Origin of the sequence: Plantactinospora sp. ZYX-F-223, from assembly GCF_039649625.1 — a bacterium.
In the GTDB taxonomy this organism is placed as follows: domain Bacteria; phylum Actinomycetota; class Actinomycetes; order Mycobacteriales; family Micromonosporaceae; genus Plantactinospora.
Map to the genome: position 1 here is coordinate 24,758 of NZ_JBDJAV010000024.1, position 17,283 is coordinate 42,040.

Sequence of the window (17,283 nt, forward strand, 5' to 3'; positions counted from 1 at the left end):
CCCGTCGGTGGTCCGGTGATAGGCCGGCACCGCCGACGAGGTCACCTGGCCCGCGCCGGGTGACCTGCTGCCCGCGTGCCGGTGGCGACGGTGCGGATGCGCCCTCCGCCGGGCCGTCCGGCACCCTCCACTGCGGTGGCGGCGTCGTAGCGGCGGACGGCCACCGGTGCCGGGACACGACGCCTGCCAATCACGCCGCGAGCCGATCCCGCCGGAGTTCCCGCACCAGCACCCGGTGCCGGGCCCCGGGCGACGGCCGAGCGACGCGAGGCGGGCCGAGGGCCGGGTCCGGCGGGAGCGCCGCCGGGGATCCGGTCGACCGGTATCCGAATCGGATGCTCACCCTCGGGGAGCGGGCCGCGCGAGGTCGCCGTCCCGCCGTTCCGGCTGCCTCCGGCTGCCTGCGGCACGGCGGTGATCGCGCCCGGCGGAGAGGTCGGCCGCGGGAAGGCGCGCTCGTAGACCTGGTTCAGGAACGTTGCGGCCTCGTGTTGGTCAGGAGACCCGGCTCCAAGCGCCGGAGACCACGGTGAAGACGCCGAGCGAGTCCGGCTCCATCCCGCCGTGCCGGATCGGCGCGAACGAGTACGCCCCGGCGATCCCCTCGATGATCTGGTTGCCCAGGTAGGCGCGCAGCCGACCCCGGTCGACGCTCTTGCCGAGCCGTGCGGCGTTGACGATCAGTCGCAGCGAGTCCGACGCGTACGGTGCGAACCCGCTGGACGAGCCGTGCAGGTGGATGTAGCGGTAGACGAAGTCCCGCCGGTCCAGCCCGGCCGTGCTGGTGTTCGTCAGCGACGAGCTGCCCAGCGAGCTGGGGTGCACGGCGTACGCGCCCTCGACCGCTGGTGCGTTCGCCTCCGACAGGGTCTCCTCGGCGACCGCCCCGGCGTCGAAGAAGATCCGGCCCTCGTAGTCGGTCTGCCGTAGCACCCGGGCCGCCTTGCCGGAGAACGGCGCGGTGCCCCAGACGACCACCGCCTCGGGATCGGGGCCGGTCACCTTGCGGACCGCCGGGCGGTAGTCGGCGTTCTCGGCCCGAGGCAGCCGGGTCACCTTGACGAGGTCGACGTCCACGGACTTCAGGGCCGCTGTGAGGGCCCGTACGCCCGAATCTCCGTGCCCCCCTGGCGCGGCCAGCAGACCGACCCGTTCGAAGCCCTGCGAGCGAATCAGCCGGGCTAGCACCCGTGCCACGTCGCGGGCGTCCGGGGTGAGTTTGAAGATGTACGTCCGCTGCGCCGTCGGCACGGTGATGTTGTCGGCGGCGGCGAAGGAGATGAACGGCACCTGTTGTTGCTGCGCGATCGGGATGATCGCCAGGGAGGTCTCGGCGAGGCAACCGCCGACCAGCGCGTGCACGTTCTCCCGGGTGGCCAGCTCTGTCGCGTGCTGGGCGGCGAGCCGCGGTTCGCTGGCGTTGTCCCGGATCACCAGCCGGATGTTGCGGCGCAGGTTGCCGACGGGTACGCCCTGCTCGTTGAGCTTGTCGGCCGTGATCTTCAGCGCCCGTTCCTGGAGTACGCCGAGTGCCCGGCCGGGGCCGGTCAGTTCGAGGCTGGCGCCGATGACCAGCTCGGTCGAACCGGGCCCGCGCGGTCCAGCCCGGTCCTCGTCTTCCCGTCCGCAGGCGGCGAGCAGTGTGGTGGCGGCTGCCGCGAGGAGGCCACGCCGGCTCAACGTCCACGCCTGCGTTGCCGGTCCGGCCATCGTCGCCACCCTCCCTGCGCTGGTCGTAGGTGTCGCCTACGGTCCCGGGGAATGGTGGCGGCAGCTCCCAGGCGTCGTCAACTCCGTGCACTGTGGTGAGAAACACCAGGTAGACATAGGTCTGAAGCTGATTGGTCGGTCAGGCGACGGGTCCTGACCGGACAGTCCGAGCGGCGGTGTCGACCGGGTGGGCAGCGCGAGCGGAGCGTGTCCGAGCAAGCACGCGCAGCCCGGTCGACGCGGAAAACCCACACCGGCTGGAAGTCGATGACGACGCCGGTGTGGGTTTTCGGTGGAGTGGCGTATCCGGTCCGTCAGGACCGGTAGCTGGCGGAGCGGTACTCGTAGTCGTGGTTGTCGGCGCGCTCGTCCGGATCACGGCTGAAGTCCCAGCCTCCGGCGGCCTCCCGACCCGGCCGGCCGCCGACGGCGTAGCCGCCGATCTCCTGGCCACGGCGCCAACCCCGGAAGTACCCGGTGGTGTGCTCGGCGATCCGGGCCGCGTCGCGGACGATGCGCAGCGGCCGCTCGTCGCGCAGCGGCGAGCCGGGCACCAGGTTGGCCTGCGGCACCCGCTTGGGCAGGCCGGCGGTGGTCGAGGCGCCGACCGAGGGCCGTGCCGCCTGCTGGGCGGCCTGCCAACCGCTGTCGGCCGTCGACGACCACTCCACTTCGGTCTCCTCGGAGTGACCGGTGAACCAGGCGGACCTGGCCGCCGCGAAGATCAGCAGATCACCGTCACCCTCGTCGGAGACCGGCGGCGTACTCGGCTCGGCACTACGGCGGGGCAGGCCCGAACCGGTCTGGGTCGCCGGTTCTCTCCGGTCCACCAGGCGCAGCGGCGGGTTGTCGGCGGGGAGCTCATTGTGCGGGTTGTTCCGGTCGGCCAGCGGTGTCGGCTCGACGAGGCGCAGCGTGGGCGGCTCCGGGGGCAGGTCGTCCGCCTGCCACGGCGGGGTGACCCGCCCGTCGGCGGGCGCCGGGCTGACCGGCGCGTCCCGCTGGCCGGACTGCTCGCCCGAGTATCCCGGGTATCCCGACCCGCTCGCCCGGTCGTCCTGCTCCTCGCCGGAGTTCACCAGCGGCCAGTTGGCCCGGGAACCGGGCGGTGCCGGCGGCTCGGGCCGGGTCGCCGGCACCGAGACGGTCAGGCCGGCGGCGGAGATGGTGCCCGGACGTGCCGTGCCGTCTCCGTTGGTCTTCGGCCGGGGCGTGATCGGCGTCGGCCGCCGCTCGTTGCGGGCGCTGTTGATGGCGGCGGTGGTCAGGGTGGCCCGGAACGGCTCGCCGGCCTCGGCCGGCGGGATCGAGCCACGCTGTGCCGGTGGCATCGGCGTCATCCCGGGCGGCGGGGGCGGCGGCGCGGAGACCGGCCGGTTCGCCATCGTGTCGGCGTGGTAGGCGGGCGGCGCCGAGGAAGGCGCGGCCGAGCGTGGTTCGCGGGGAGGCCCGGAGACCGGGATGACCGGCATGGAGAGCGTGGCGGCCGGCGACAGCGGCGGTGCCGAGGAGGGGGTGACCGGCGGCGGTGCCATCGGCGGCGGCGCGACCGGTGCCGGCGCCACCGGTGGTGGTCCCATCGGCTGAGGGCTGGCCGGCCCGTTGCCGGCTGCCGCCGGCTGGTGCCGGGTGCGCCGCCCCGAGCTGGGTACCGGCTCCCGGGCCGGACCGGGCAGTCCGGTGCCGGCCGGCGGCGGTGCCTCGCCGGCGCCGCGCCGCCCGGCCCGCCGACTCGGGGCCGGGGCCGGGGCCGTGACGACCCGGGCGGTCAGGGTGGCGACCAGCGCGTCGCAACCGGCGTCGCAGGCACGTACGGCCGCCACGGCCTGTCGTACGGTCTCCGCGGCGGCGGAGGTGAGGGCCTTGTTGGCGGCGCCCCGTCGAGGGGTCTCCGCGATGGCGACCCGGAGCGCGGTGACCGCGTCGGTGATGACGTCGGCCTCGGCGACGCCGTCCGCGGCGAGATGCGCGGCGATGGCGTCGGTGGCGACCGAGGTGTCCCGGCCGCGTGCACTGGTGCCGCCGAGCATGCCCGGCTCGGGCAGTGCGTCCAACACGGCCAGCGAGACCGGCTCGGCCGGATCCGGGTACGCCCGCAGCGCGGCCGGGTACAGCTCGCGCAGCACCTCGCGCAGGGCCACGGCGGCGGCGTGCCGGCCATTGGCGAGCGCGGCGTGCGCGGCGAGTACCGGCTTGAAGCTGGCGAGTTCGCGCGGCGGCGGCAGGGTGGCCGCGGAGAGCGCGCCGGCCTGCAACGCCCGGGCGAGCCCGACGGCGCGTCGCTCGGCCGGGGCGGACTCCCGCTCCTCGGCCGACTCGTCGTCGGCGAACCGTTCGGCGAAGTCGTCGACGGAGTCGTCGTCGGCGATGACCAGTGGACGCCCGGCCGCGCTCAGCAGCGAGGTGACCATGTGGTCGTCGCTGTCCGCCGCGACGGCGGCCCCGCTCGGCCCGCTGCTCCGTTCGACGAGCACCGCGCCGAGCTGGGCGTAGCCAGCCGGGTCATCGGTGATCTCGCAGACATGGAGCAGTCTGCCTGCGTCATCGACCACCGCGGAGGTCAGCGTCGCGCCGGCCGAAGCCGGCCGGCCCGTCGCGTCCGCAGAGGCCAGACCGCAGTACACCCGCACGAGCGCCACGGCGTCGTCCTCCTCCCGAGACACAAGTGGTGTGCCAAAGACTGATGCTCCCTGGTAAGGGGTCAGTCGCGCCAGTCCACGGCGGCAGAGATCTTGCCGATAATCGTGCGCCACCCGAGACTTGCGGTTTGTGCCCCGATTTTCTTGAGTCGCCGCCGACCCCGGAATCCGCCGAGACCGCCGGCCACGGTCGCCCGGAGCGCCTCGTCGAGGTCATCCAGGCTGGAGCCGGGGGAAAGCATATCGAGTACGGCGGGGAGCCGAAGCGCGTAGGCCAGGTCGCGGGCCACCTCACCAGCCTCGATGAGCAGCGTCGAGTCCCAGACGTCGTGCCCGCCACGGAGGTTCTCCACCACGAGGTCGAGCTCGTAGGAGTCCTCGTCGAGCGGGGCGACGTCGGCCGGCGTGATCCGCTCGACGAGCTGGTCCCAGGTGTCCAGGTCGGCCAGATCGTGCGGCGCTCCGGACTTGACGAATGTGACAAGTGCCTCAGGACTCTTGAACAGCAGCAACTTGCCCCGGTGGGTGAGGAAGGCCGGCACCTCCTCGCCCTCGTCCTCCTCGTCCTCCTCCTCGGCGGCCTTGGCGTCGGAGTCGGCGGCCTTGGCCTTGCCGTCCCGCTCCGCCTCCTCCTCGTCGGCCTCGGCGAACTGGTCGGCGAGTTCCTCGTCGAGGATCACGACCGTCTCGTCGTCCTCGTCCTCGTCGACCTCGGCCTGCCGCGACCGGCTGGCGAAGAGGTCGTCCTGCTCCCGGTCCTCGATGTCGGTCGGGGTCAGCTCGCTCTCCGGGCGGTAGGTCCGCAGGGTGAAACCGGCGCCCGAGGGGAGGGCGATCTCGACCGGGTCGATCCGGACCTCTTCCCACAGCGAGCGGTCCGGCGTGCCGGACGCCGCCGGGGCGTCGTCGGTGCCGGCGGCGTCGTCGCTGGTTTCCGAGGAGCCGTCGATCTGCCCGGGGTCGACAGCCCCGTCGCTTCCGGCGGGCTCGTTGCCGGGCTCGTCGGTTTCGGGCCGGTGGGACGACTGGCGGGCCACGCTGACCTCCGTGTGCGCTCGATATGGGCACCCGACCCGGCGAGGGTGCCGGCGGATCGGTGACTCTGCGCACACACCCTAGTAGGCCGGCGGCGGGCGTGGATGCCGGCACCCCGTTGGACTTCGTCGCATATATTAGTAGGCTTACTACTTATGAACGCCCAGGCGCTGCACGGCCATCTCGATGCGCTGCTGCTCGCGGTGCTTGAGCGGGGCGCGCTGCACGGGTACGCCATCATCGAGGCGCTCCGGGCCCGCAGCGGCGGCGTGCTCGATCTGCCCACCGGGACCATCTATCCGGCGCTGCGCCGGTTGGAGCGGGCCGGATACGTCAGCAGCACCTGGAGCACCGTCAACGGCCGCGAGCGCCGGACCTACGAGCTGACCGGTGCCGGGCAGCGCGCCCTGGCGGGCGAGCGGACCAGTTGGCAGGAGTTCAGCTCGACGGTGGGGCAGTTCCTCGGCGGAGCGCCCACCCCCGGCGCACCCGCCTGACCGGCCGCTCGGATCGGCGCGGTGTCGATGCCCGGCTCAGGCGCCGATCGCCAGATAGTCGCGTTCCGCGCCGGTCTGGCGTAGCCACTGGTCCCGGTACCAGCCGGGTCGGCCGACCAGTTCGGCGTGGCTGCCCCGGTCGGTGACCCGCCCCTGGTCGAGGACGACGACCTCGTCGTAGCGGTCCACACCGGAAAGCCGGTGTGTGACGAGTACCACCGTGCGGTCCGGGCCGGCGTGTGCGGTCGCCGAGGCAAGCACCGCGTCGGCGGCGGCGGGGTCGAGACCCTCGGTCGGCTCGTCCAGCACCAGGATCCCGGCCGGGGCCGCGAGCAGGGCCCGGGCCAGCAGCAGGCGTTGCCGTTGTCCGCCGGAGAGTTGACCGCCGTCCTCGCCGACCATCGTGTCCCAGCCGGCGGGCTGCTGCCGTACCCAGTCGAGCAGGCCGGCCGCCTCGGCCGCGCCGGCCAGGTCGTCGTCGGTCGCCCCGGCCCGGCCGAGCAGGAGGTTCTCCCGGACCGTGGCGTGGAAGACGTGTGCCTCGGCGAGCAGTCCGCCGACGATCCGGGGCAGCCGGTCGACGGGCAGGTCGAGCAGGTCGACGCCGTTGCACACGACCCGGCCCCGGTCCGGCCGGACCATCCCGGTCAGCACGGCGAGCAGGCTGCTCTTGCCGGCACCGCTCGGACCGACGACGGCGATCCGGCTTCCCGCCGCCAGGTCGAGGCTGACCCCGTCGAGTGCGGGCGGGCCCGGCCGGCGGTATCGGAGGCTCACCTCCTCGACCCGGCAGTGCCACTGGCGGGCGACCTCCTCCGTCCCGGAGCCGTCCGCCGGCTCGACGCCCGGCGAGGACGCCGGAGCGCCGGCCGGCCTCTCCGGTTCGCTCGCCGGGGCGGTCAGCAGGTCGGCCACCCGGGTCAGGCCGGTGCGCAGCCGGGCCCAGTGCCGGGCCGCGCCGACCAGCGCCAGGGCCGCCTCGACGGCGGCGAGCGTGCCGACCGCGAGGACCCCGACGAGTACGCCGTCGACGCCCGCCCGCAGCGCCACGGTCAGCACGGTGGCGCTGGTCGCACCGGCCACCAGGACCCCGAGACCGTCCACGGCCCAGCCCACCGCCGCCGTCCGGCGTTCCAGCCCGGCGAGTTCGCGGGCACGGGCGTCCGCCCGGTCCAGCGCCGCCCGGGTGGCGCCGAAGGCGGCCAGGTCAGCGGCGCCGGCGGTCAGGTCCACCGCGTCCCCGGCGAGCGCGCCGCGCAACGGCGCCACCCGGGCGGCGGTACGCCGGGTGAGCACCGCCGCCAGCGCCGGAAGCGCGACTCCGGCCAGCAGCAGTCCGCCGGCCAGGGCCAGTCCGGCGAGCGGGTCGACGGCGGACGCGCCGGCCACGGCGAGCAGGCCCATGATCGTGGCCGCGGCCCCGGGGACCAGCACCCGGAGCAGCAGGTCCTGCACCGCTTCGACGTCCGAGACGAGCCGGCTGAGCAGGTCTGCGGAGCGCTGCGGAGCGGCGGTGCGCCGGGCCGCCAGCGTGGCGAAGAGCCGGGCCCGGACCTCGGTGACGACCCGCAGCGCGGCGTCGTGCCCGGCCAGCCGCTCGGTGTAGCGCAGCACGCCCCGACCGATCGCCAGGGCCCGTACCGCGACGATCGCCACGGTGAGGGTGTCCAGCGGCGGCCGGCCGGCGGCGCTGACCAGCAGCCAGGTCGCGGTCGCCAGCAGGGCGAGCCCGGCGAGCTCGGTGCCGGCGGCGAGCAGGCCGGCGCCGAGCAGCCGACCGAGGTACGGGCGGGCCAGCCGCCAGACGGCACGTTCGGGTCGCAGCCTCACGCCACCACCTCCCGGGGCAGCGCCGTGACCGGCTCCTGTTCGGTCACCCGCCCGTCCTCGATCCGGAGCACCCGGTCCGCCTCGGCCAGCAGGGTCGGGCGGTGCGCCACGAGCAGGGCCGTACGCCCGGCCACCAGGTGCCGGGTGGCCGCGAGTACGGCCGCCTCCGAACCGGCGTCGAGCCGGGCGGTGGGCTCGTCGAGCAGCACGATCGGGGCGTCCCGGAGGAAGGCCCGGGCCAGCGCGACCCGCTGCCGCTGCCCGCTGGACAGCCCGTGGCCGCGCTCGCCGAGCCGGGTGTCGAGGCCGTCCGGTAGGTCGGCGACCAGCTCGGCCAGGTCGGCGGCCCGGACCGCGGCCCGGACCGCCGCGACGGGTGCGTCCGGCGCGCCGAGCCGGATGTTCTCGGCGAGGGAGCTGCCGAACAGGTGGGCCCGCTGCGGTACCCAGGCCAGCTGCCGGCGCCACCGCGCCAGGTCCAGCGCCGCGAGGTCGGTACCGTCGACGGTGATCCGCCCGCTGCTGGGGCTGACGAATCCGAGCAGCAGGTGCAGCAGGGTGCTCTTGCCGGCGCCGCTCGGACCGACGACGGCGATCCGCTCGCCGGGCCGGATGGTGAGGGTGACGTCGCGCAGCGCGGTGCTGCGCTGGTATTCGACCGTCACGGACTCGAACCTGATCTCGCCGTGCCGACCCGGTTGGTAGTGGCGTTCGTGGTCCGGGTCGTCCGGGCCGCCGGTCAGCCGGGCGGCGGCCGGCTTCCCGGAGTTAGCGGCGGTCGGCTGGCCGGCGGTGCGGGCGGTCGGCTCGGGGTCGAGCAGGGTCAACGCCTCGTCCAGCGCGGTCAGCCCCTCCTGGCTGGCGTGGAACTGGCTGCCGGCGGCGCGCAGCGGCAGGAACGCCTCGGGGGCGAGCAGCAGCACCAGCAACGCCGTCTGCAGGGCGAGCCCGCCGTGGAGCAGCCGGAGACCGATCGGCACCGCGACCAGTGCGACCGAGAGGGTGGCGACGAGTTCGAGTACGAGCGCGGAGAGGAAGGCGATCCGCAGCGTCTTCATGGTCGCCCGGCGGTGCCGGTCCGCCATCGCGCGTACCACGGTCACCTGGGCGGGGGCCCGGCCGAACAGGTGCAGGGTGGGCAGCCCGCGCAGCATGTCCAGGAAGTGGCCGCCGAGCAGTGCCAACCGGCGCCACTGGCGTTCGGTAGCGGCCTGAGCCTGCCAGCCGAGCAGTGCTCCGAAGATCGGGACCAGCGGCAGCGTCACCGCGATGACCAGGGCGGAGCTCCAGTCGGCGAAGACCAGCCGGACCAGTACGGCCAGCGGCACCGTGATGCTCAGCACGAGCTGCGGCAGATAGCCGGTGAAGTACGCGTCGAGCGCGTCCAGCCCGCGCCCGGCCAGGGTGGCGAGCTGACCCGTACGCTGCCCGGACAGCCAGCCCGGGCCGCGCCGGCCGACGGCGTCGAGCAGGTCGGCGCGGAGCGCGGCCTTGACCGTGGCGGCGGCCCGGGCCGCCACCGTGCCCTGCACCCAGAGCAGGGCCCCGCGGCCGGCCACACTGGCCAGGAAGCCGGCCAGCGCGGCCCGGTCGAGGCGGCCGCCGGCCGCCTCGGCCAGCACCGTGGCGAGCGTGGTGGCCTGGGCGATCACCAGCCCGGCGGCGGCGACGCCGAGCGCGCCGAGCAGGCCGAGTTGGCGCCGTGCACCGGGTACCCGGTGCAGCAGGCGGGGGTCGAACGGGCGGCGGCTCACCGGTGCCCCGGGCTGCCGGCGACCGGCCGGCGCTGGCCGGCGTCCGCGTCGGCCGGCGGCGTCGTGCGGGGCGGTGCCGGGATCCGGGGCGGTGCCGGGATCCGGAGCGGTGCCGGTGGCGCCGCCCCGTCCGGCCGGCGGGGCCGGCGACCATCGAAGACCCATGTCCCACGCATCTCTTCGGGCAGCTTCCGTGACAGGGCCATCTTACTACGAGGCGTAGTAGATGCTCGGCGGCTCAGTGCAGGAACAGCGACACCGGCAGGGTGACCAGGGCCGTCGCCAGTGCCAGCGCGGTCGCGCCCGGCAGCCGGCCGGGTCGGCGGGCGGCCAGCAGACGCTGTACCCGGGCGTCGATCTCGCCGTCCGCGGCGCCGAGCGCACCGGCCGGGGTGACCCGGGCACCGGCGCTGGCGAACCGCAGCAGCGCGGCGGCGAGCGGGCCGTCGGCGTGCAGGCGCCGGGCCTTGTCGTCGGCCCGCATCTCCACCAGCAGGGCGACGGCGTCGTGTGCCGCGTGGACCCAGCGGACGCCGGGGAGGGCCCGGCAGAGCGCGGTGAAGGGGAGCAGTACCAGGTCGTGGCGCTCGTCGGCGTGCGCCCGCTCGTGGCTGAGTACCGCCGCGAGCTGCGCCCGGTCGAGCAGGCTCAGGGTACCGGCGCTGACCACCACCTGCGGGCGTACCCCGGGCAGGCAGTAGGCCGCCGCACTGGGGTGGTCGAGTACCAGCGCGCCGGGCGCGGCCGGGTCATCCCGGGCGACCAGGGTCAGCAGGTCCCGGTGCCGGCGCTGGGCGCGCAGCGCGCCGAGCAGGCTCCGCGCCGTCGAGCCGAGCAGCACCACACCCACACCCACGCCGATGCCGACCAGACCGAGGTGGGTCACCCCCAGGCCGGGCGGCAGGTCGCCGCCGCCGAAAAGGTCACCGGCAAGCGACCGCAGCGCGGAGCCGGTGCCCTGGCCGTACGGGGCGAGCCCGAGCGAGATCGGCAGACCGATCGCGGAGAGCCCGAGGGCCAGCCCGACGAACTGCCAGCAGACGATCGCGACCCGCGGACTGTGCCACGCCCACCCGGCGCCCAGCCGGCCGGACCGGGCCAGTACCTGGGCGGCGAGATAACAGGCCAGGACGGCGAGCGCGAAGTGCGCGGCGTAGAGCATCGACTCAGCCCTGCCGTTCGGCGGCTGGCGGCCGGTCGGTCGACGCCGGGGTGTCGTCGGCCTCCCCGGCGAGCGCCGCGCGCAGCACCTCGGCCTCGGTCCCGGTCACCGACCGGGCGAACCGGACCAGCGCGGCGTCCCGGCTGCCGGCCAGGTCGAGGGCGTCCAGCATCAGCCGGGCGATGTGCGCCTCACGGCTGGCTGCCGGCCGGTAGCGCCAGGCCCGCCCCTCCCGCTCGCGCTCGACCATGCCCTTGCCGGCCAGCCGGTCGAGCACCGTCATCACCGTGGTGTACGCCAGCTCGCGGTCGCGCAGTGCCTCGGCCACCTCGCGGACGGTCGCCCCAGTACCGGTGCCCCGGTCCCAGAGCACGTCCATCACCGCACGTTCGAGATCACCGAGTCGCGTCACGCGGCAATTCTACTACTCAGTGTCGTACAGTTGCCGGCCGGCCAACCCCCGTAGAGCGAGCGTCGCGGTCCCGCCGGGCCGGGCGGAGCGACGGTCGCGGCCCGTCGAACCGGGCGAGGGTGCCGGGCGCCGCCGCCCCCGTCGAACCGGACGAGGCGCCAGCCGAGGGCCCTTCCCCGCACATCCGGCCGCCACCTGCCGGTCACGTGGCGTCGATAGACCTTCCGGCATGACCGACAGACCGATGCCACCCGCTGCCGCCGTCGACCGCCGCCGCTTCCTGACCGGCGTGGCGGGGGTCGCCGGAGCCGCCGCCCTGGCACAGCTTCCGGTGGACCGGGCCGCCGCCACACCCCGACCGGCCGGCGGCGACTACCCTTTTACGCTCGGCGTCGCCAGCGGCGACCCGACGGCCACCGGAGTCGTGCTCTGGACCCGGCTGGCGCCGAAGCCGTTCGAGCCCGGCGGCGGGATGCCCGACCGGCCGGTACCGGTGCACTGGCAGGTGGCCCGGGACGAGCGGTTCCGGCACGTGGTCCGGAACGGGACCGCGTGGGCGTCGCCACAGTTGGCGCACTCGGTGCACGTCGAGGTCGACGGGCTCAAGCCGGACGGCGAGTGGTTCTACCGGTTCCGGTACCGGCACGACGTGTCGGCGACCGGCCGGACCCGTACGGCACCCTCGGCGTCCGCGACCGGCGGGACGCTGGCGTACGCCTTCGCCTCCTGCCAGTCCTGGGACAGCGGCTACTACCCGTCGTACCGGCACATGGCCGGCGAGGATCTCGACCTGGTGCTGCACCTCGGCGACTACGTCTACGAGGGTGGCATCCCGGCCGACGGCGGCTACCGGGGCACGTCCACCCCGGACGTACTCCGGGCGGCGCCGCGCGACGTGGAGCGGTGGCGGATGCAGTATGCCCTCTACAAGAGCGACCCGGACCTCCAGGCCGCACACGCCCGCTTTCCGTGGATGGTCACCTGGGACGACCACGAGGTGCAGAACGACTACGCCAACAGCACGTCGCAGTACGAGGGGGAGATCGGCGCGCTGCGTGCCGCCGCCTACCAGGCCTGGTACGAGCACCAGCCGGTACGGGCCCCCGCCCGACCCGGGCCCGGCGGACCCCGGATCTACCGCCGGCTGCGCTGGGGTCGACTGGCCCAGCTCGACCTGGTCGACGGGCGGCAGTACCGCTCGGTGCCGCCGTGCGGGTGGGGCGAGGCCGACGCCTGCGCCGAGGCGTACGACCCGGCGGTGACGATGCTCGGCGCCGAGCAGGAGCGGTGGCTCTACGCCGGCCTAGCCGCCTCGACCGCGCGGTGGAACATCCTGGGCAGCAACGTGATGCTGGCCCGGCTGGACCACGACGGCCCGGCCGGGGAGCGGCTCTGGCACGACGCCTGGGACGGCTTCCCGGCCGCCCGGAACCGGCTCACCGAGGCATGGGTACGGCACCAGGTCAGCAACCCGGTGGTGGTCACCGGCGACTGGCACTCCACCTTCGTCAACGACATCCTGCGGGACTTCGACGACCCGTCCTCGCCGGTCGTCGCCTCGGAGATCGTCGGCACCTCCATCTCCACCAACGGTGACGGCGACGTCTACGGGCCGTATTACGGACCGATGATCAAGTACAACCCGCACATCCGGTTCTTCGACGGGGACCGGCGCGGTTACGTGCGCTGCCGGGTCACCCGCTCGGAACTCCGGGCCGACCTGCGGATGGTCAGCACGGTCAGCCGGCCGGACGCGCCGGAGTCGACGTACGCCTCGTTCGTCGTGCCGGACGGCCGGCCGGGCGCCCGGCAGGTGTAGCCGGGCCCAGCCCCCGACCAACACCGCCGGGTCCGCGCGGCGCACCCCGCCGGGCGGACCCGGCACGTCGGGGGAGGCCGGCGACGACGCCACCGCCGGGCGGCCGGACGCCGCCGGGACGCCCGGGGTACCTCCCTCGGCTCAGACGCCCTTCGGGTGCCAGACCGTCTTGGTCTCCAGGAAGGCGATCATCCGGCCGATGCCGGGATCGGCGGTCCAGTCGACCGGTCCGTCGGCCGGCCGGAGCACCCGCTTGAGGTTGCCGGCGGCGGCCCGCTCCAGCTCGGCGGCGAGCGCCGGGTCGGCGACCCCGGTCAGGTCGAGCGCGTTCACGTCCATGTGCCCGGCCAGCCAGGGCGCGGTCTCGGCCGGCCGGCCGGTGAGCAGGTTGACCACCCCACCGGGCAGGTCGGAGGTGGCCAGCACCTCGGAGAGGGTGATCGCGGGCAGCGGGCTCGCCTCGGCCACCAGCACCACCACCGTGTTGCCGGTGACGATCGCCGGAGCCACCACGCTGACCAGCCCGAGCAGGGCCGGCTCGGCCGGGGCGAGCACCCCGACCACCCCGGTCGGCTCCGGTGCCGAGAGGTTGAAGTACGGCCCGGCGACCGGGTTCGCGCCGCCGTACACCTGGGTCAGCTTGTCGGCCCAGCCGGCGTACCAGACCCAGCGGTCGATCGCCTCGTCCACCTCGGCGGCCGGCACACCGAGACCGACGAACTGGTCCCGCCGGCCCTCCAGCATCTCGGCGACCCGGTAGAGGATCTGCCCCCGGTTGTACGCGGTCGCGCCCGACCAGCCCTTGACCGCCGCCCGCGCCGCCAGTACGGCGTCCCGGACGTCCTTGCGGGAGGCGAGTGCCACGTTGGAGTTCTGCACCGGATACGACCGCCCCGACTCGCTGCGCGGGAACTTCCCGCCGATGAAGAGCTTGTACGTCTTGCGTACCGCCACCCGTTCAGACATCGAGGTACGCCTCCAGCCCCTGCCGGCCGCCCTCCCGGCCGTAGCCCGACTCCTTGTAGCCGCCGAACGGCGAGGTGGGGTCGAACTTGTTGAACGTGTTGGCCCAGACCACCCCGGCGCGCAGCCGGTCGGCCATCCAGAGGATCCGGGAGCCCTTGTCGGTCCAGATCCCGGCCGACAGGCCATATGGCGTGTTGTTCGCCTTCTCCACCGCCTCGGCCGGGGTACGGAAGGTCAGCACCGACAGTACCGGCCCGAAGATCTCCTCCCGGGCGATCCGGTGCGCCTGGCTGACCCCGGTGAAGATGGTCGGAGCGAACCAGAAACCCCGGTCCGGCAGCTCGCACGGCGGGGACCAGCGCTCGGCCCCCTCGGACGACCCGATCTCGGACAGCGTCCGGATCCGGTCGAGCTGCGCCGCCGAGTTGATCGCGCCGATGTCGGTGTTCTTGTCCAGCGGGTCACCGACCCGCAGCCGGGCCATCCGGCGCTTGAGCGAGGCGAGCACCTCGTCGTACACCGATTCCTGGACCAGCAGCCGGGAGCCGGCGCAGCAGACGTGGCCCTGGTTGAAGAAGATGCCGTTGACGATGCCCTCCACGGCCTGGTCGACCGGGGCGTCGTCGAAGACGATGTTCGCCGCCTTGCCACCCAGCTCCAGGGTGAGCTTCCTGCGGGTGCCGGCCACCGAGCGGGCGATCTGCCGGCCGACCTCGGTGGAGCCGGTGAAGGCGACCTTGTCGATCCCGTCGTGCTCGACCAGCGCCCGACCGGTCTCGCCGGCCCCGGTGACGATGTTGACGACCCCGGGCGGCAGGTCGGCCTGCTGGCAGATCTCCGCGAAGAGCAGCGCGCTCAGCGGGGTGGTCTCGGCCGGCTTGAGTACCACGGTGTTGCCGGCGGCCAGCGCCGGGGCGATCTTCCAGGCCAGCATCAGCAGCGGGAAGTTCCACGGGATGACCTGACCGGCCACGCCCAGCGGGCGTGGGTCGGGGCCGAAGCCGGCGTGGCCGAGCTTGTCGGCCCAGCCGGCGTAGTAGAAGAAGTGCGCGGCGACCAGCGGGATGTCGACGTCCCGGGACTCCCGGATCGGCTTGCCGTTGTCCAGCGACTCCAGCACCGCCAGCTCGCGGGCCCGCTCCTGGACGATCCGGGCGATCCGGAACAGGTACTTGGCCCGGTCCCGGCCCGGCATCGGCCCCCAGACCTCGTCGTACGCCCGGCGGGCCGCCCGGACCGCCCGGTCCACGTCGCCGGGGCCGGCCTCGGCGACCTCGGCCAGCACCTCCTCCGAGGCCGGGTTGATCGACTTGATCTGGCCGCCGTCGCCCGGCTCGACGAACTCGCCACCGATGAAGAGCCCGTACGACGGCTTGAGGTCCACTACGGCGCGCGACTCCGGCGCCGGGGCGTATTCGAACATGGGTCAGTCCAGGGTGAAGTAGTCGGGGCCGGAGTAGACGCCGGTGCTCAGTTTGGTGCGCTGCATCAGCAGGTCGTTGAGCAGGCTGGAGGCGCCGAACCGGAACCAGTCCGGGTGCAGCCAGTCCGGGCCGGCGGTCTCGTTCACCAGTACCAGGTATTTGATCGCGTCCTTGGTGGTCCGGATCCCGCCCGCCGGCTTGACCCCGACCTGCCGGCCGGTCACGTCCCGGAAGTCCCGGACCGCCTCCAGCATCACCAGGGTGACCGGCAGGGTCGCGGCCACCGGCACCTTGCCGGTCGAGGTCTTGATGAAGTCGGCGCCGGCCAGCATCGCCAGCCAGGAGGCCCGCCGGACGTTGTCGTAGGTGGCCAGCTCGCCGGTCTCCAGGATGACCTTGAGGTGGGCGTCCCCGCAGGCCGCCTTCACCGCGACGATCTCGTCGTAGACCTCCTGGTAGCGGCCGGAGAGGAAGGCGCCCCGGTTGATCACCATGTCGATCTCGTCCGCCCCGCCGGCCACCGCCGAGCGGGTGTCCGCGAGCCGGACCTCCAGCGGCGCCTGTCCGGACGGGAACGCCGTGGCCACGCTGGCCAGGTGCACCCGGCCCGGTGCGCCGGGCAGCCCCGCGCCGTTGCCGGCCGGGCTGGCCTCGTCGCCGGCCGGGCTCGCACCGTCCCGGGGGCCCCGACCGTCGGACGGCTCGCCGAGCAGCCCCAGCCGGGGAACGCTTCCGCCCGCGCCGCTCCCGCCGCCCGGCCAGCCCGGACCGGTTTCGGTGCCCCAGAGCGCGGCGGCGGCCACCGGGACCATCGTCGGATAGACGCAGACGGCGGCGACCGGCGGGCACGACGGGTCGGCCGGGTCCGGGCGGAGCGCCTTCGCGGCCAGCGCGCGTACCTTGCCGGGGGTGTCGGCGCCCTCCAGCGTGGTCAGGTCGACCATCCGGATCGCCAGGTCGATCGCCCACGCCTTGGCGGTGGTCTTGATCGAGCGGGTGCCGAGCATCGCCGTGCGCTGCTCCGCGCCCACCTGGTCCACGCCGGGCAGGCCGTGCAGGAAGGTCCGCAGAGTCGCCTCGGAACGCCCCACCTCGGTCAGGTCGGACCGCGCCGACGCCGTTGTCGCCGTCATGCGGGCAAGTCTACGCACCGGCCGGGAGGTGTGATCTTGGCCATAGCCGTCCGGCGGCCGCCGGCACCTGGTGCTCCGGGGACCCGGTGACCAGGAGAAGGTCCGGCCCGGGGTTACCGGTAGGTTGAGCGACCGTGGACGTACTCGTGGTTGACCATCCCGTGGCCCAGACGCGGCTGACCGTGATGCGCGACGCCCGGACCGACTCGGCGTCGTTCCGGGCCGCGCTGCACGAACTCACCACCATGCTGGTGTACGAGGCCGCGCGCTCGCTGCCGGTCGAACAGTTCCCGATCGACACGCCGGTGGCACCCACCCAGGGCATCCGGCTGGCCAACCCGCCACTGCTGGTACCGGTGCTCCGCGCCGGGCTGGGCATGGCCGACTCGGCGCTCGGCCTGCTGCCCGAGTCGTCGATGGGTTTCGTCGGGCTGGCCCGGGACGAGCACACCTACGAGCCGCGTGCCTACATGGAGTCGCTGCCGACCGACCTGACCGGCCGGCCGGTGCTGGTACTCGACCCGATGCTCGCCACCGGCGGCTCGCTGGAGCACTGCTGCCGGCTGCTCGCCGATCGGGGCTGCACCGACATCACCGTGCTCTGCGTACTCGCCGCGCCGGCCGGCATCGAGCGGCTGGACCGCTCCGGGCTGCCGCTGCGGCTGGTCACCGCCGCGATCGACGAGCGGCTCAACGACCGGATGTTCATCGTGCCGGGGCTCGGCGACGCCGGCGACCGGCAGTTCGGCGGCATGCCACGGTTCTGATCTGCACCGGACCGGCCCCGGTGCCCCGGAACCGTCGCTGATTCCACGGCAGCGGTTCCGATTCCACCGAACCGGTCAGCCGGATTCCAGGCAACCGGGCGGCGGGTCCGGCCGGGACGCATGCGCGGCTGGCGC

The 17,283-nt window shown here is 74.3% G+C and carries 11 protein-coding genes and 2 pseudogenes; 3 read left to right on the forward strand and 10 right to left on the reverse strand.

What is annotated here, in order from left to right; genetic code table 11:
* Positions 1–495: 495 nt before the first annotated feature.
* From AAH979_RS23720 to AAH979_RS23730, 3 genes are all read right to left on the reverse strand, one after another.
* A complete protein-coding gene (locus tag AAH979_RS23720; RefSeq protein WP_346260321.1) occupies positions 496–1,710 on the reverse strand; it encodes an ABC transporter substrate-binding protein in 1,215 nt (404 codons plus the stop codon).
* Between the two features lie 314 nt (positions 1,711–2,024).
* Positions 2,025–4,373: a transposase gene (locus AAH979_RS23725; protein WP_346260322.1), complete on the reverse strand. Its 2,349-nt coding sequence runs from the start codon at positions 4,371–4,373 to the stop codon at positions 2,025–2,027.
* Positions 4,374–4,411: 38 nt separating this feature from the next.
* The gene (locus AAH979_RS23730; RefSeq protein ID WP_346260323.1) at positions 4,412–5,386 is read right to left on the reverse strand and encodes a DNA primase; all 975 of its coding nucleotides are present in this window, start codon (positions 5,384–5,386) and stop codon (positions 4,412–4,414) included.
* Between the two features lie 153 nt (positions 5,387–5,539).
* Between AAH979_RS23730 and AAH979_RS23735 the strand changes: the two genes are divergently transcribed.
* Positions 5,540–5,881 carry a helix-turn-helix transcriptional regulator gene (locus AAH979_RS23735; RefSeq protein WP_346260324.1) on the forward strand — a complete coding sequence of 114 codons (342 nt, stop codon included), beginning with the start codon at positions 5,540–5,542 and terminating at the stop codon, positions 5,879–5,881.
* 36 nt (positions 5,882–5,917) lie between these two features.
* Here AAH979_RS23735 and cydC read toward each other — a convergent pair.
* From cydC to AAH979_RS23755, 4 genes and pseudogenes are all read right to left on the reverse strand, one after another.
* Positions 5,918–7,681, reverse strand: a pseudogene (gene cydC, locus AAH979_RS23740) (thiol reductant ABC exporter subunit CydC); the annotation flags it as partial.
* Positions 7,682–7,707: 26 nt separating this feature from the next.
* Complete coding sequence (cydD, locus tag AAH979_RS23745) at positions 7,708–9,465, reverse strand: thiol reductant ABC exporter subunit CydD (protein ID WP_346260426.1); 1,758 nt, start codon at positions 9,463–9,465, stop codon at positions 7,708–7,710.
* 238 nt (positions 9,466–9,703) lie between these two features.
* Positions 9,704–10,627 (reverse strand): M56 family metallopeptidase, encoded by a 924-nt coding sequence (locus tag AAH979_RS23750; RefSeq protein ID WP_346260325.1) that lies wholly within the window; start codon positions 10,625–10,627, stop codon positions 9,704–9,706.
* 4 nt (positions 10,628–10,631) lie between these two features.
* On the reverse strand, positions 10,632–11,039 hold the full coding sequence (locus tag AAH979_RS23755) for a BlaI/MecI/CopY family transcriptional regulator (protein WP_346260326.1): 408 nt from the start codon (positions 11,037–11,039) through the stop codon (positions 10,632–10,634).
* A gap of 229 nt (positions 11,040–11,268) precedes the next feature.
* Between AAH979_RS23755 and AAH979_RS23760 the strand changes: the two are divergent.
* A pseudogene (locus AAH979_RS23760) lies at positions 11,269–12,855 on the forward strand (alkaline phosphatase D family protein); the annotation flags it as partial.
* A 144-nt stretch (positions 12,856–12,999) separates the two neighbouring features.
* Here the strand turns inward: AAH979_RS23760 and AAH979_RS23765 are convergent.
* Genes AAH979_RS23765 through deoC form a run of 3 tightly spaced genes read right to left on the reverse strand, consistent with a single transcriptional unit; the run spans position 13,000 to position 16,381 of the window.
* A complete protein-coding gene (locus AAH979_RS23765; RefSeq protein ID WP_346260327.1) occupies positions 13,000–13,824 on the reverse strand; it encodes an aldehyde dehydrogenase family protein in 825 nt (274 codons plus the stop codon).
* Entirely contained in the window at positions 13,817–15,247 is a 1,431-nt protein-coding gene (locus tag AAH979_RS23770) for an aldehyde dehydrogenase family protein (RefSeq protein WP_346260328.1), read from the reverse strand. Before AAH979_RS23770 ends, AAH979_RS23765 begins: the two co-directional genes overlap by 8 nt.
* Positions 15,248–15,250: 3 nt before the next feature.
* Positions 15,251–16,381, reverse strand: coding sequence for a deoxyribose-phosphate aldolase (gene deoC, locus AAH979_RS23775; RefSeq protein ID WP_346260329.1), 1,131 nt, complete (start codon positions 16,379–16,381; stop codon positions 15,251–15,253).
* Between the two features lie 134 nt (positions 16,382–16,515).
* Between deoC and upp the strand changes: the two genes are divergently transcribed.
* The gene (gene upp / locus AAH979_RS23780; protein ID WP_318397650.1) at positions 16,516–17,148 is read left to right on the forward strand and encodes a uracil phosphoribosyltransferase; all 633 of its coding nucleotides are present in this window, start codon (positions 16,516–16,518) and stop codon (positions 17,146–17,148) included.
* Positions 17,149–17,283: the final 135 nt, after the last annotated feature.